Annotated in this window: 13 protein-coding genes; 8 read left to right on the top strand and 5 right to left on the bottom strand. The window is 36.0% G+C overall.

The window, feature by feature from the left end:
• Window positions 1–347 precede the first annotated feature (347 nt).
• Window positions 348–2,669: an ATP-dependent helicase gene (locus ACY2RS_RS11910; RefSeq protein WP_490098912.1), complete on the top strand. Its 2,322-nt coding sequence runs from the start codon at window positions 348–350 to the stop codon at window positions 2,667–2,669.
• Window positions 2,670–2,709: 40 nt separating this feature from the next.
• Here the strand turns inward: ACY2RS_RS11910 and ACY2RS_RS11915 are convergent, their stop codons facing one another.
• From ACY2RS_RS11915 to ACY2RS_RS11925, 3 genes are read right to left on the bottom strand one after another with little or no spacing between them, the layout of a single operon-like run.
• The gene (locus tag ACY2RS_RS11915) at window positions 2,710–3,660 is read right to left on the bottom strand and encodes a hypothetical protein (RefSeq protein ID WP_490098883.1); all 951 of its coding nucleotides are present in this window, start codon (window positions 3,658–3,660) and stop codon (window positions 2,710–2,712) included.
• Window positions 3,657–4,655: a pepsin/retropepsin-like aspartic protease family protein gene (locus ACY2RS_RS11920; RefSeq protein ID WP_490098884.1), complete on the bottom strand. Its 999-nt coding sequence runs from the start codon at window positions 4,653–4,655 to the stop codon at window positions 3,657–3,659. Before ACY2RS_RS11920 ends, ACY2RS_RS11915 begins: the two co-directional genes overlap by 4 nt.
• Before the next feature lie 35 nt (window positions 4,656–4,690).
• Window positions 4,691–5,599, bottom strand: a complete 909-nt coding sequence (locus tag ACY2RS_RS11925) for an alpha/beta hydrolase fold domain-containing protein (RefSeq protein ID WP_490098885.1) — start codon at window positions 5,597–5,599, stop codon at window positions 4,691–4,693.
• Between the two features lie 128 nt (window positions 5,600–5,727).
• Between ACY2RS_RS11925 and ACY2RS_RS11930 the strand changes: the two genes are divergently transcribed.
• The 7 genes from ACY2RS_RS11930 to ACY2RS_RS11960 all read left to right on the top strand — a co-directional run bounded on the left by ACY2RS_RS11930 (window position 5,728) and on the right by ACY2RS_RS11960 (window position 12,277).
• Entirely contained in the window at window positions 5,728–6,345 is a 618-nt protein-coding gene (locus tag ACY2RS_RS11930; protein ID WP_490098886.1) for an L-threonylcarbamoyladenylate synthase, read from the top strand.
• A 273-nt stretch (window positions 6,346–6,618) separates the two neighbouring features.
• Window positions 6,619–8,079: a 1-hydroxycarotenoid 3,4-desaturase CrtD gene (gene crtD, locus ACY2RS_RS11935; protein ID WP_490098887.1), complete on the top strand. Its 1,461-nt coding sequence runs from the start codon at window positions 6,619–6,621 to the stop codon at window positions 8,077–8,079.
• Window positions 8,080–8,103: 24 nt separating this feature from the next.
• A complete protein-coding gene (locus tag ACY2RS_RS11940) occupies window positions 8,104–8,733 on the top strand; it encodes a carotenoid biosynthesis protein (RefSeq protein WP_490098888.1) in 630 nt (209 codons plus the stop codon).
• A gap of 1 nt (window position 8,734) precedes the next feature.
• On the top strand, window positions 8,735–9,355 hold the full coding sequence (locus ACY2RS_RS11945) for a 1-acyl-sn-glycerol-3-phosphate acyltransferase (RefSeq protein WP_490098889.1): 621 nt from the start codon (window positions 8,735–8,737) through the stop codon (window positions 9,353–9,355).
• On the top strand, window positions 9,352–10,455 hold the full coding sequence (locus ACY2RS_RS11950; RefSeq protein ID WP_490098890.1) for a glycosyltransferase family 2 protein: 1,104 nt from the start codon (window positions 9,352–9,354) through the stop codon (window positions 10,453–10,455). The genes ACY2RS_RS11945 and ACY2RS_RS11950 overlap by 4 nt, the downstream gene beginning before the upstream one ends.
• Window positions 10,422–11,177, top strand: coding sequence for a tetratricopeptide repeat protein (locus ACY2RS_RS11955; protein WP_490098891.1), 756 nt, complete (start codon window positions 10,422–10,424; stop codon window positions 11,175–11,177). Before ACY2RS_RS11950 ends, ACY2RS_RS11955 begins: the two co-directional genes overlap by 34 nt.
• 65 nt (window positions 11,178–11,242) lie before the next feature.
• Entirely contained in the window at window positions 11,243–12,277 is a 1,035-nt protein-coding gene (locus tag ACY2RS_RS11960; RefSeq protein ID WP_490098892.1) for a DUF4056 domain-containing protein, read from the top strand.
• Window positions 12,278–12,288: 11 nt separating this feature from the next.
• On the opposite strand, the gene ACY2RS_RS11965 is transcribed toward ACY2RS_RS11960, so the two are convergent.
• Both ACY2RS_RS11965 and ACY2RS_RS11970 read right to left on the bottom strand, forming a co-directional pair.
• Entirely contained in the window at window positions 12,289–13,977 is a 1,689-nt protein-coding gene (locus tag ACY2RS_RS11965) for a phytoene desaturase family protein (RefSeq protein WP_490098893.1), read from the bottom strand.
• 94 nt (window positions 13,978–14,071) lie between these two features.
• Window positions 14,072–15,700 carry a M1 family metallopeptidase gene (locus ACY2RS_RS11970; protein WP_490098894.1) on the bottom strand — a complete coding sequence of 543 codons (1,629 nt, stop codon included), beginning with the start codon at window positions 15,698–15,700 and terminating at the stop codon, window positions 14,072–14,074.
• Window positions 15,701–15,852 lie beyond the last annotated feature (152 nt).

Below are 15,852 nucleotides of genomic sequence, written 5' to 3' on the forward strand. Positions count from 1 at the left end.
TGTTCTAAAGATATTCAAATTATTAATTATCGAGATATAATATTTTTGGTTTATGATTTCAATCTATTTCCCTTTAGGGTTAGGGTAAAAAATAGGTTGAAATCATTATTACATCCGTTAGTATCGAGGTAATAAATAATGATTTCAGTTTATAATGTTGCATGTTTCAAATTCAGGAACATATCTATTACAACACAATTGTAACTGCTAGAGAAACAAAAAAACTTGTTTATAATTTCTATGAATCTCATCGGAAACTTTAAGCGAATTTGAGTATTTTCGAAGGTCTAATTTTCGAACGGTTTTGGAATGATTCTTATATTTCCGAAGCCTTTAAAATCATACTGTTGCAAGAATATTTAAATCAATTAAACGAAGCCCAGTTAGCACCAACCATACAAAAGGATGGTGCTATGATTGTAATTGCTGGAGCTGGCTCTGGGAAGACTCGTGTGCTTACCTATAGAATTGCTTTTTTAATGTCAAAAGGGGTAGACCCTTTTAATATTTTGGCGCTAACCTTTACCAATAAGGCAGCCCGCGAAATGAAAAAGCGTATCTCAGAAATTGTTGGTGCGAGTGAGGGTAAAAATTTATGGATGGGGACTTTTCATAGTATTTTTGCAAAGATACTTCGCGTTGAGGCAGATAAGTTAGGCTACCCTGGTAACTTTACCATATACGATACACAGGATTCACAAAGCGTGATTCGTGCGGTGATTAAAGAAATGCATCTCGACAAAGATGTGTACAAATACAAACAGGTCTATTCTAGAATTTCAAGCTATAAAAATAGTTTGATTACAGTGAAGGCGTATTTCAATAACCCAGAATTAATGGAAGCCGATGCTATGGCAAAAATGCCACGTCTTGGTGAAATTTATAAAAGTTATGTAGACAAGTGTTTTAAAGCGGGAGCCATGGATTTTGATGACTTGCTCTTAAAAACCAATGAGCTTCTCACGCGCTTTCCAGACGTGTTGGCAAAATATCAAAATAGGTTTCGATATATCTTGGTAGATGAGTATCAGGATACCAATCATAGTCAGTACCTCATTGTTCGTGCTTTAAGTGATAAGTTTCAGAATATTTGCGTAGTAGGAGATGATGCGCAAAGTATTTACGCGTTCCGCGGTGCCAACATTAATAATATTTTAAACTTTCAGAAAGACTACGATGATGTAAAGGTCTACCGACTGGAACAAAATTACCGTTCCACCAAAAACATCGTAAATGCTGCCAATAGTATTATTGAAAAAAACAAAACCCGTTTAGATAAAGTAGTTTGGACTGCCAATGATGAGGGACCAAAGATTATGGTAAATCGTACCATGACCGATGGTGATGAAGGACGTTTTGTGGCCAGCAATATTTTTGAAACCAAAATGAACGGGCAACTCCAAAATGGAGATTTTGCCATTTTATATCGTACCAATGCACAATCGCGTGCCATGGAGGATGCTTTGCGTAAAAAGGATATTCCCTATCGTATTTATGGCGGACTCAGTTTTTACCAACGTAAAGAGATTAAAGATGTTTTGTACTATTTACGTCTAATTTTGAATCCAAAAGATGAAGAAGCGATGAAGCGTGTGGTTAATTATCCAGCCAGAGGTATTGGGCAAACTACCATAGAACGTCTCATGGTAGCTGCCAATCATTATGGGAGATCTATGTTTGAGGTCATGGAGAACATTAGTAAATTAGAGCTCAATATCAATAAAGGAACACAGGGTAAATTACTAGATTTTGTGACCATGGTAAAAAGTTTTCAGGTGTTAAATGAAACCTATAATGCTTTTGAAATGGCTGAGTATGTTGCCAAAAAAACAGGATTGCTTACCGAACTAAAAAAGGATGGTACTCCAGAAGGAATAGCGCGCCTGGAAAATATTGAAGAGTTGCTCAATGGAATGCGCGATTTTGTAGAAGAGCAAAAAGAATTAGCCGATACTACTGGATCTCTCTCAGAGTTTATGGAAGATGTGGCCTTAGCTACAGATTTGGATAATGATAAAGGTGATGAAGATCGTGTAGCATTAATGACCGTGCACTTAGCTAAGGGATTAGAATTTCCCTACGTCTATATCGTTGGGATGGAAGAAGACTTGTTCCCAAGTGGTATGAGTATGAATACCAGGGCAGAACTAGAGGAGGAGCGGCGCTTGTTCTATGTGGCACTAACAAGAGCAGAAACTCAGGCGTATTTAACCTATACGCAATCTCGATACAGATGGGGGAAATTAGTGGATGCAGAGCCCAGTCGTTTTATTGAAGAAATAGATGATTCGTATCTAGAATACTTAACACCCATTACCGAACATCGATACAAACCTTTATTGGATGCCGATATTTTTGGAGAAGTAGATAAAAGTAAACTGCGATTAAAAAAACCAATAGCTGGAAAAGCGCCTACGGGGCCAAGTGAAGAGCAACTTCGTAAATTAAGAAGATTGAAACCTGTTACCAGCACTGCAGAGAAAAATTTTGATCCAGCAGCTGCGAACCTTCATGTGGGAACTCTTGTAGAACATGTACGTTTTGGTAAAGGAAAGATCACTAAAATAGAAGGAATAGGAGCAGATACGAAGGCCGAAATCAATTTTGAAAATGGTGGACTTAAAAAATTACTACTCAGATTTGCTAAATTGAATGTGTTAGATACCTAGAGAAGAGGGATATAAAGTAATGAGCAACATTAAAATTGGTCTAACGTACCATTTTTACAGAATTAATATATCCTTTGCCATCATATTCTCTTATGGGATTATCTGGATCTAGAATCCATTCGCCATCAATAATATATTTGTAATGATGCTTTCCACCTGTAAGTATCACGCCACATTCCCAACCAGTTTCGGTGCGTGTCATCTTAAGACCGTTTTCATTCCAGTTGTTAAAATCTCCTGCTAAGATTACAGTTGTGGCCTCTTGATGTCCAGATAGTAGAAAGGGGACATATTTTTTAACCGTAAATACTGAATTTAACGTGCCATGCTGATTTACCACAGTTGCTGGGTTGTTTGGATCTTCCATCCAGCGTCCATCTACAATAAATTTATATTCGTAGGTAGCTGGAATCATTTGAAGTGTAATTTCCCATCCCTCATTGGTGGGTTTCATTTTAAAATCTTTTTCATTCCAATTATTAAACTCTCCAGATAAAATAACCTTTCGTGCATCTTGAAAACCTTTTAATTTGAATGTTATGTTTCCATCTTCTGCGGGAACGGCACTTTGTATTTTTAAGTTATAAATGTAGTAGGGCCAATTGCTTTTACTTGAAATGACAGTGTTTTCATTTTTTTTATCGGGTTCTGCCCAATAGGTTTCATTGATTACATATTTAAATTCCCATGAGGAAGCGTCACCAAAGTCGGATATTTTTTTTCTAAGCTCGTAAGTGTCTCCATTTAATTTGGTCATTTTCCAGTCAGATTTTGACCAATTGTTAAATTCACCAGCAACACTTACATTTTCTATATTGAGTGATTCAAAAGGTATTTTCTTTGGGTTTCTTTCCAAAGAGGCTTTTTCATAATCATTTCGGTTAAAAACAAACACGATTTCATCATCGACAATAGTGTATCCAACCTGAGAAAAAGTTTGAAAACTTCCTAGGATAAAGAAAAGGATACTATGTAGAACAATCTGTTTCAATGGGGTAGTACTGGGTTGGCAATAAAATATAATTTCTTTTTTTGGTAGTTTATGATGGTACGTTTCTGGGCAAAAAACTCATAGCCTAAAACACCATCCACTGGAACGCCAAAAGCTTCTCTTCCTTTTTTTAATGATGTTAGGATGGTTTTCATTGGACCAAAATATATGGCATCATTAAGCTTAAATCGCCATAGGTTCCCTAACATTACTTCTGCGGTATTATTTGAAGCATCGTTTAGTGTAATTCTTTTGTGAGGTTTGAAGTACTTGAGCACTTTTCTTTTAGACCGTGAACTAAGTTGGTTGTATTCGGCTCCCGTATCTAGTGCGAAAAGCAATTTTTGAGAGTTTACAGTACCTGTTAAGAGTATGGTGTGACGTTTCAATGTGAAATCTATACTGTCCTGAAATTTTTCTGCATAAATTTTATCTCCTAACAATTCACCTTTTCTGTTCACTTTACTTATGGTTATTTGTTCAAGATACATATCCACAAACACCTCAAAGTCTTTTAATATACTATGTCCAATAATTCCTAGGAGTCGTATTTTTTTTATTTTTTCGATGTGCGATAGATCTACCACATCACTCTTACTATTTTTTAAATTGAAATGATCTAAAGAAAATTCTGGTATGTTTCTTTCAAAAACTCCCTGTAAATCACCATTTGCTCCATGAGTTATTTTGCCAGTTGCGGCATAATGTTGCTTGGTGTTAAAGTGTTGTTTGTTGAGCAGTAGTGTTTCTGAACCGGTATCGATGATGAAGTTTCCATTTTCTCCCAATAATTCGGCCTGAATTACAATTAAATGATCTACCAATTTAAAAGGAATACGTGCAGTATATTCATTTAAAATTTCAGCTTGAGGAAAATCAATATAGTCCTCATCACCAAAAATGATTGGTGTTGTTGGATTTGATGCACTTAGACAACAGCTAAAGCAGATGGTAAGAATGTATATTAATTGCTTCACTAAATAGTAGACGCACAAGTTTGGTTTATGTTACTGTATAAAGATACAATTATCTACTGTATTTGTAGATGGGTTTCTATAAACGCACTTAGTTTTGTCTCCACATCACTAAATTGAGCTTCATTCCAATTACCATGGCCTCCATCGTACACAGTAAATTGATGTGTAATGCCTGAGGCTTCTAGTTTGCTATTAAGAGTTTCTCCGTTGCTTAGTGGTACTAGCTCGTCTTGATTACCGTAAAACAAAATACTAGGACTGGTACTTGTGTTTACCTGTAAAGCCGGACTCAAAGCAACGGCTAAGTCTGTTCCTGCTGGATACGCGCTTTCATCGGTTAGGGCTGCAAGGTATACATCGAAGTTTGGATTGTCACTATAAAAAGGGTCGGTAAAATCTGTAGGACCAACAATGTCACACACAAATTTTACTTGATCGTCTGTGTCATACACAGAATCGTATTGTAATGAAATATGAGCTCCTGCACTCAAGCCTATGAGACCAAATTCTGGTTTAATTTGTAATTGCTCGCTTTGCGCTGTAAGTTGATTGATAACGGCATCCACATCTAAAAACTGATTTGGAAACGCTGGATATGTAATAGTTGCCAGTTTGTAATTCATGTTTACAATAGCATGTTCTGGATGGGTGTCTCTAACCAAATCAATAAAACCATTAACATCTTCTTTGTCGCCTTCTACCCAACCGCCACCATGAACAAGAATGATGGTTTTGGTTTTTTCGTTTGTTCTTCCTTCGGGTAAGTAGATATCATAGACTTGTTGTGGATCGTCTCCATAAGACACGTCTAAAATGATATCCGCAGATAAGGGATCTGGATTTTCAATAGGGTCATCGATTGGATTCTCTATCATTTGTGTATTCGTTTCGCCATCATCTGTATTGCAGGATATAATACTTATTCCAAAAATAATTACGATTGCAAAAAATACCTTTTTCATAGATTTGTTTTGTTAGAGAACGCTAAATAAATTGATTTATGGTGTATTACGAATTTCTTTTTCTTCGGAAATAGTAGCAGGCAGTTTTTGTGTATCTTTAATGTACCATAGTAAACAAACTAAAAAAGATGGCAAGCTTTATTAAAATATACGAAGACAACCCCAATCCCAAGGATATTTCCGAAGTAGTAAAAATACTTCAAAGAGGAGGATTGGTCATTTATCCAAGTGATACGGTATATGCTTTGGGCTGTGATATTACAAATAATCGTGCTCTAGAACGTATTGCGAAGATTAAGAAGGTGAAGTTAGCAAAGGCTAATTTCTCTTTTGTATGTGAAGATCTCAGTAATTTATCAGATTATGTGAAACAGATTGATACTACGACTTTTAAACTGCTCAAAAGAGCCTTGCCAGGGCCATACACATTTATCCTTCCAGGTAATAATAACTTACCCAGTGTTTTTAAGAAGAAAAAAGAAGTAGGAATTCGTGTGCCAGATAATGCCATTGTGCAAGCGATCGTTCGAGAATTGGGGAATCCAATAGTATCTACTTCTATAAAAGATGAAGATGAGGTGATAGAATACACCACAGATCCAGAGCTTATTTATGAAAAATGGGACCATCTAGTAGATGTTGTAATTGATGGCGGTTATGGTGGAAATGTGGCATCTACAGTAATTGATCTTACAGGTAATGAACCTCAATTAATTAGAGCTGGGAAAGGGAGTTTGGAGTTGTAAAAATCAATTCCCTTTCATATGAGTGCTTAGTGCCCTAATTTTCATAAAAAACAGTACTTTTGCAGCCATTATAAACGTACCAAAAAATAGGGCTGTAGTATAAAAGAATTTCAGTGTTCGCTATAGTTACTTATGTATGGGATGTTTAAGGTTCAATTCCATGTATTATTCAGAAACGTACAGACATATTTTTTTACAAAAGCGATACTATATTGTATCTGTTTTAGTGCATTCATTTGGTTGTATGACAATGTCTCAAAAACCAAACTGTTTATGAGAATTGCTGTCATTGGTTCGGGTATCGCTGGCTTGGCAACTGCTTGTAGATTAGCAGCTAAAGGTCATGAAGTAACCGTTTTTGAAAAGAATGCTACTCCGGGAGGGAAGATAGCCCAAATTCAAGAAAACGGCTATCGATTTGATACGGGTCCTTCTTTATTTACATTACCAGAATTGGTCGAAGAACTTTATAAAGATGCTGGGGAACCTATCTCATCAACTTTTAGGTATAAAAAACTAGAGGTCTTATGTAAATACTTCTACGGGGGTGGTGAGCGTTTTGTGGCTTGGTCTGATACACAAAAATTTAAAGAAGCATGTGTGCAGCAATTTGGAGAAGACCCCGCTAAAATTACGCGCTATTTTAAAAACGCAGCACTGATTTATAAAATTACAGCTGACATATTTCTTTTTAACTCCTTGCATAAGGTGAAGAATCTTTTGAAGTTTTCGGTATTGAAATCGTTGTTACAAATACATAAAATACGATTTTACAAAACCATGCACGGTGATAATAAGCGTTATTTTAAAAATCCGTTGTTGGTTCAATTGTTTGATCGATATGCCACTTATAATGGATCGAATCCATACAGTGCGCCAGCTACATTGAATGTGATTGCCCATTTAGAAAACAATTTAGGTGCCTTTTTTCCTGAAAAAGGAATGTATGCTATTGTAGAACACATCTATGCATTGGCATTAAAAAAAGGTGTTACTTTTAATTTTAATACGTTGATTGATCGTATTGATATTAAAGATAACAGGGCTGGTGGTTTAAAAATAGGAGGTGAGACTTTGGCATTTGATCGTGTGGTGTCAAATTCTGACATTAACTATGTGGCCAATACTATGATGAAGCATCCGCAACAAAAACGTATCAACCGTTTAGAGCCATCTTCTTCTGCTTTGGTATTTTATTGGGGGATAAAAAAAGAATTTCCAGACTTAGATTTGCATAATATTTTGTTTAGTAAAGATTATAAAAAGGAGTTTAACAATCTTTTTAAGGGAAAAACCATTGATAATGACCCAACTGTGTATATTTTTGTGAGCTCAAAATTGATAGCGAGTGATGCTCCTAAAAATTGTGAGAACTGGTTTGTAATGGTAAATGCACCTTCAAATAGTAGTGGCAATGTGGATGAAATGATTCATACAGCAAAACAACATATAATTCAAAAGATTAATTTGTATCTCAATACTGATATCGAGCAGTATATCGAATTTGAACATATTGCGAGTCCCATAACTATCGAAAAGGATACCCTTAGTAAGGGAGGCGCATTGTATGGGAACTCATCAAATGGTATGTTTTCTGCTTTTTTGAGACATCCTAATTTTTTAAAGGGTGTAAAAAACTTGTATTTCGTAGGGGGTAGTGTGCATCCTGGTGGTGGAATTCCACTATGTTTGTCAAGTGCTAAAATTGTTGCTAATGAAATTTCTTCTGAATAAATGAGTCGGGCGATTAAATACTTAATGAATAAAGGGGTCCCTTTTACTTTTTTAGCCATCTACTTTTTTGGACTAATCATTTATTTTATTCCATTTACGCGTGATTTGTTCATTCTAGTTACACCATATACGCTGGTTCTAGTTACCATGATTATCTTTTTGCATCATGAAAAGTGGAACAAGAAGACAATTGTTGCCTTAGGAGTTATTTTTATAACGAGTCTCATTATAGAGATAATGGGAGTTGCTACAGGACAGTTATTTGGAGTTTATGAATATGGTGAAGGATTGGGTTATAAGATTGCAGGCGTGCCCATTATTATTGGGTTGAATTGGATTTTCCTAGCCTATGCCTCCAATGGTATTCTTTCTAAGTACACCTCTAACAATAGTATCATCATTTTTGGTGCTGCAACACTAATGGTTATGTACGATATCATACTAGAAAAAGCCGCTCCATTAATGGATATGTGGATGTTTGCTGAAAACAATCCGCCTTTGCTTAACTATGCCATGTGGTTTTTATTAGCATTAATTTTTAATGCCATACTTCAGGTGTTTAAAGTAACCACAATAAACACTCCGGCGAGGTGGTTATTTTTTAGCCAATTAGGATTCTTTGTGGTGATTGTAAGCCATTATTTAATCTTCTAAAATGATACGGGCCAAGCATAGTAAATACTGGGTGAAGTATGCTACCTATCATACTAAATTTTTATTGGGTTTTTTCTTCGGAAATATTACATACCATGGTACCTATGAAGAAAAAGAATTACCAATTTTAATGATTAGCAATCATTTCTCCTTTTACGATGGATTTATTCAAATCTTGCTGAACCTCAAAGTATTTAAAAGAAAGTTTCATTTTATGATGTTAGAAAAGGAGCTTCGTAAAAATATGTTTTTAACAAAAATAGGTGCCAGCTCTATAAGCAAAGGCAAACGATCAAGTATTGCAAGTAGCATGTATGCAGTTGAAATGTTGGAAGACGCTAATAATCTTTTTTTGTTTTTTCCGCAGGGTGCCATTCAAAGTATTTACCAACGTAATTTTGTGTTCGAAAAAGGATTACTTTCTCATATTTTAGAAAACAAAAAAAATGATATTGAACTTGTCTTTAATATCAACTTACTTCATTATGGAAGCCAGCTAAGGCCAGATATAAGAGTATACTACAAAACACATGCTACAGATGCCTCTACGACTGCCGATACTATAGAAGAAGCCTTTAATCATTTTGCTGCGGAGTGCTTCTCAAAACAAGGAGTATCATGATATTTGTTTGTTATTTTTTGTTTGCATTAGTTGGTATTAGGGTATTAGTAGCAATAGTAAATTATTTTTCATTTGGGTATCTACCCAAAAAAGCTGTACTTGATACAGCACCAAAAGTATCTATATTAATTCCCGCTAGAAACGAGGCACATACTATAGGAACCTTACTTGAGCAACTTTCTTTAGAAAAATATCCTCATTTGGAAGTCTTGGTGTATGATGATGCTTCTACCGATCACACAGCTTCAATTGTTGATAGTTGGACAAAGAAGCATCCCGCTATTAAATGCATAGAAGGAAAAGAACTCCCTAAAGGTTGGTTAGGAAAAAATCATGCCTGTCATCAATTATCGCTAGCGGCTACTGGCGATGTTCTTCTTTTTTTAGATGCCGATGTTCAAGTCAGTGATGGACTAATAACACGAAGTATCCATCACCTTATAACCAATGAACTTGATTTGTTATCGATATTTCCGAAGCAAGTCATGAACACCTTAGGAGAACAAGTTTCGGTACCATTAATGAATTGGATTTTATTGAGTTTACTGCCACTTCGGCTTATTAGGAGATCCAAAAACAAAGCTTTTGCTGCGGCTAATGGTCAGTTTATGATGTTTAAAGCTGCTACATACAAAACAATGTATCCTCATGAAGTATGTAAAGCAAATAGCGTAGAAGATATTGCTATTCTACAACTTTTTAAAGAGAAGCAACACGCATGCGATACCTTGTTAGGTGATGACGCTATTTCTTGCCGAATGTACCTTGGACTTACCGATGCCATAGAAGGATTTACAAAGAGTATTTTTACTTTTTTTGGAAATAGCATATTGGTAACAGTTACCTTTGCATTTCTAATTTCGGTAGCCCCTTTTGTAGTTTATTTTACAATGGGTTTATGGGTATTAGTAATGTATATTATTGGGAGCTTATCAATTCGATTTTTTGTAAGTTTGGCGAGTAGACAATCAGTACTTAAAAATCTACTATTTGCATTCCCGCAACACTTGGTGTTTCTTTTAATCATACTAAAAGGACTCATCAATAGAAAACAGAAAAAATTACTATGGAAAGGCAGAAATATATTTCAAGAACAGTAGGCGTTATAGCTGTTTTGCTGCTTTCATTGCAGGTGTGTTTTTCTCAGAGTCCGTATCAGGAGCCTATGTATAAAGCATACTCTCGTGGTAAAATGGATGTGTGGTATGACCTTATGAATACCTGTGAACAAAATGTAAACACTGAAAATTTTGAAGAACAATTAGAGCTTATTAGTTATTACTATGGCTATACTGCCTGGCTAATTGGTGCCGAAAAATTTGATACTGCAGAAGTGTATATTGATAAGCTTGATGATCTTATCGATAGTTTATTAGAATCGTCTCCAGAGCATCCAACGCTCCTCGCATACAAAGGGTCTACTATTGCTTTTGCTATTGGAGTGTCTAACTTTAAAGCGGTTTATTTAGGTCCAAAAAGCATGCGTTATATCAATACCTCTCTAGAAGTGGATCCAGAAAATATTCAAGGGAATATAGAAAAAGGGAATGCCCTCTATTATCGTCCTTCCATGTTTGGAGGTGATAAGAAAGAGGCCATTGAATATTATAAAAAGGCAGTAGAAAATTTTGAAGCACAAGGTTTGGTAGATAATAATTGGATGTACATCAATACGATGACACTTCTAGGACAAGCATATGAAGCTACCGATCAAATTCAGCATGCTAAATTGTTATATGAAAAAATAATCCGCATTTTCCCAAACTTTATGTGGGTAGAAGAGGAGCTTTATCCAGATTTGCTAAAACGCCATAAACTATAATTTGCATTGCTAGCAATATGAGATTCTACGGTTCCAAGATCACAATACAAAGGTATCTTTTCTTTATGCTTACTTGTTTTGTTTGTTCCACCAAAACGGTACAAGCTCAGAATAGGCATGCAGATGTTGATACAGATAAAATACCTCCCCGTATTATAAGAGCTTGTTGTGCTTTTGGATATAATCTTAAGTTATGGGGAATTCCATTTGTCAATATCGATCAAGTTATTAGTGTAGATGATTTAGGGGCGCATTATTACATGGGGAATTCTAAAGAAGGTGTAGGAACAATATACACTCATAAAGGCGGCTTTATAGATATTGGTCATGTAAGAGATCAAATGGATTGGACGCGTTTTTTATATGTTACCATCCTCGAGAATAAAGGAAAAGGTGAAGTACATATCTCTTTGCGAAGAGAGGCTGGAAAAAAGAATTTATACTTAAACATACCCAAAACCTTCTCTGATGATGATTGTATGTTACTGGCAGGAAAAATAGCCTTCGATTTTTCACTATGGCATGAAATCTCTACTTGGTATGGCGCGTCAACAGTTCCTTTTATTTCTGAGAAGTTTTCAAGTTTTTCATTAGAAGATGTATATTCAAACCTACTTGGAGTGCATATAGGGATGAAAACCTTAAAATCTTCACTTCCTTATAATGAAGCAGCAACACAGCTTTTAGGAACCACCTTAGATAGTTTAGCTATTGTGCAAACGGCTCAAGAAACCTATGATGCTTATGACGTAATACATGATATATGGTTTACAAGTAACAAACGAATTCCAAGCCAGCATATCACCTTAAAACGTGATCCCGACGTGCTTGTTTCTAGTAGTCCATGGATCGTTTCAAGTCTATTAGATGATACCCAAGATGGTGTGACTTTGGAGGTACCACTTCTAAATACTCAAGGGGTTTCGCTCACCAATTTTTATAAATTTACAATCAATGTGAATCGTAAAATTCCGGTTGCTGAAATTTTAGATGATCCAAATAAGAGCGTTATTACTCAAAACGATTTTGGTGTGCTACTTGAAAAAATTTCCCACGAAATTAAAATCATGGAACAGGATAGAGAGCATAAAAAGAAATAAAAAAATTCTTATTATTTACTAGAGGCCAGTCTTGCCTTCCTTACTTCCATTTTTTTCTGTATCCATTCTGGGAACTCTTCTGGTTTTTCTGCATTGTAGGTTTTAAGGGTATGTTCAGGGTTTGGCTGTAGCAATTCGTCTTGTGTCTTTCCTAAAATTAATCCAGCTGTTTGTACTCCGCTATAACTTGCGCCTGCTACGCCATGTGCAGCAATACTAGCACCGCATAGGTAAAGGTTCTCTATTTCACTTTTGGGTTTAAAAGCAAACGGACCAATATGCTTTAAGGTTTTTTCAGTTCCGTAGACACTTCCTTTGGTAGAATTAATGTAGTATTCGTTTGTAATGGGAGTTCCTAAATCTTTGTGTACGATATGAGCCCTTACATTGGGCAACGCATTTTCTAGGGTACGAATCATTTTATCTGTGAGTTGTTCTTTGAAATGTAAATATTCCTTAGACCTCTCTAAATCTTCGTTTTCAAATTTCTTAAACGACGCATAGTTAATAAAAGTAATGGCTTCTATGGTATGGTGTTTCCCATCGAAACTTGGAGGGTCTTTTAATGTCGTACAGCTTATAAACATTCCCTGAAAAATAGGGTCTTCTAAAATATCTTCTTTTTGTAAGGCTTGAAAATTCTTATCCATATCACCAGGAGGTGTCATCCAGATATTTCCAGAATCTAGCCCGGCAGCTCGAACGTCCATATCTACTGTTAGAAATAACATGAGCGAGGTGCAAGAATATTTAGCACTGTCAAGTTTCTTATTTAGTTTTTTGCTGAGGTGTGTTCTCCCAACTAATTGGTTATAGGTAATTCCTGGGTCTGCATTAGAGATGATGTTTTTAGCAAATAGTTTTGTACCATCTTTCATGACAACACCCACCGCTTTTTTGTTTTTCTCTCCATCTTCAAGAAGAATTCTATCTACAAAAGCTTTGGTTTGCACAGTGCTGCCTTGTTTTTTAATCGCATTGGTCATGGCTTTAATGATGGCTCCACCGCCACCCATGGGGTAGTAACCTCCTTTAAAATAATGCGACATTAGAGCACAATGCATAATAAAGCTTGCTCTTGCTGGTTCCACGCCGTGATCTCCATACTGAATGTTTAGAATGCTTTTTAACAAAGGATCTTTTAAATGCCAATCGATCACACGTTTTAGGGTAAATAAACCATATTTTCCCATGTGTCGCGTTCTATACGGAATCGTGATTTTCTCCCAAAAGGTTTTAAACGTAGGAAGCGAATACAGCTCTTTGGTTACTTTTTGAACGAGCTCTAAGTATTTACGAATCCCTTTAGCCTCTTCAGGAAAACGTTCTTGCAATCGTAGAATAAGTTCTTCGTGAGAGGATGGGTAATCAAAACGTTCGTCGCCTATCCAGCAATGTTCGTAGGCTTCTGGACGCATTTGAAAAAAGGTGAGGTCGCCTCCAATTCCTAAGCCTTCATACAAATCATTGGTAGAGTTTCCTTCTCCTTCGGTACCGCAAAGTCCTACATAATGAACTCCAGGCGTAAACCGATGTCCATTAAGATAAAAACTATGACACCAACCTCCAGGAACATCATGTTGTTCTAAAACCAATACTTTTTGTCCTTCTCTAGACAAGCAAATTGCAGCGGCTAATCCTCCTGCTCCTGAGCCAATGATGATTGTATCGTACGTTTGTTCTAATATTTCTTTTTTCAAGGACTGATTTTTTTAATGTTTAGCAATATGTATTGCTACTAGATTGTAATAGTTATTTAAAATTTCCGAAGAAATTAAAAGAGTAGTTTGATGGCTACTCCATTAATTGCGACTTGATTAAAAAATCTTGTTTAATGTAACAATCCTTAATATCGCCTATGTTTTCAAAGGTTTGCCATTCTGCATTGGGCTGAATCCATTTGTTTTTTCCATTAATCTCTACTTGAACCGGCATGTCGAACCCTTCAATAATGTCTACGTATCTGTACTTAAGTTGATTAAGGCTGTATTTGTATTCTAGTTTAGGTATTTGCGTGGTGCGTAAATACTGATCCCAAAATTGGGTAAGATCAATACCACTTTTTTCAGAAATATATTCTTCCACCTGTTTGCTTGTCACAGTTTGGTGGTAGAAGTCTTTGTTAAGCCCTCTTAAAATGTTTCTCCATTTGGTATCATCCTCAATAAGCTGTCGTAGTGTATGTAAAATATTGGCGCCTTTGTAGTACATGTCGCCACTACCAGTGTTGTCTTTGTTGTAGATACCAATCAAAGGTTTGTCATTTTTTATGAGTCTTCTAGTGCCAATAACATACTCACTAGCAGCAGCATCGCTGTAATGATAATTGAGATAAAGACATTCTGAATAAGCTGTAAACCCTTCATGAATCCACATGTCTGCTACATCTTTATTGGTAATGTTGTTGGCAAACCATTCGTGACCTGCTTCATGGATGATAATAAAATCGAAACGCAGTCCCCAGCCAGAACCAGAGAGGTCTCTTCCTAAATAACCGTTTTCAAATTTGTTTCCGTAGGTAACACTGCTTTGGTGTTCCATGCCTAGATATGGAACTTCTACTAATTTGAAACTGTCTTCGTAAAAAGGGTAGGGCCCAAACCAATACTCAAAGGCACGCATCATCATGGGAGCTTGGGTAAACTGTTCTTTTGCTTTCTCTAGATTATCACGCAAGACCCAGTAGCTCATGTCGAGGTTTCCGTTAAGACCTTCGTAGGTTTCAGAGAAATTGACGTAGTCTCCTACATTGATATTCACCCCATAACTATTAATTGGGTTGGTCACTTGCCAGTGCCAAGTTTTGGTTTTTTTGTTATCGATTTCTTTTTGTAATCTTCCATTTCCAACAGCAATTAAATCTTTGGGTGTGGTAACGAGAAGATCAACTCCTTGATCTGGTTCGTCTGCAGGATGATCTTTAACAGGCCACCAAACGCTTGCGCCTATACTTTGATTTGCGCTTGCAATAAAATGTTTTCCGTTGTTGTCTTTGGTCCATACGAGTCCGCCATCCCAGGGAGCATTTTTTGCCTCAGTAGGTTTTCCAGAAAATTCAATCACAATCGTGTTTTCTTCTCCAGGTTTTTGTTTTTGTTTTAATTTAATAAAGTGAGCGTTTCCTTTTCTTTTTACTTTTAGTTTTTTCCCATTTTGAGTCACCTTATCGATTTCCATGGGTTCTTGTAAGTCAATTTGCATGACTTTTTTTGTTTCTGAAACTTTATAGGTAATGGTATTGGTTCCTTTGAGGGCTTTTTTTTCGGGAAGTACTTCCACTTCTATCTTGTAATGTTGTAAGTCCCACCAAGCGCGTTCTTCGGTGATTTCACCTTTTAATTCATCTGCTTTGGTAAACTTTTCTTGCGCACCGGTAATAGAAATTGTGAGTAGTAAAAGTGAGGTTAATAGCTGTTTAATCATAGTTTTTTTATAATAATCGCAAATTACAAATCCCGAAGGGAAATTGCACGGATGATTTGTTTAAAAATTCTAAATCATATGATTTGTTTTCATTCATAAAAACTTGAGTATTTCACTTTTTGTGATTTGTAATTTGAGATTTTTTCACTTCA

The organism is Patiriisocius sp. 208BN25-11 (assembly GCF_058147145.1).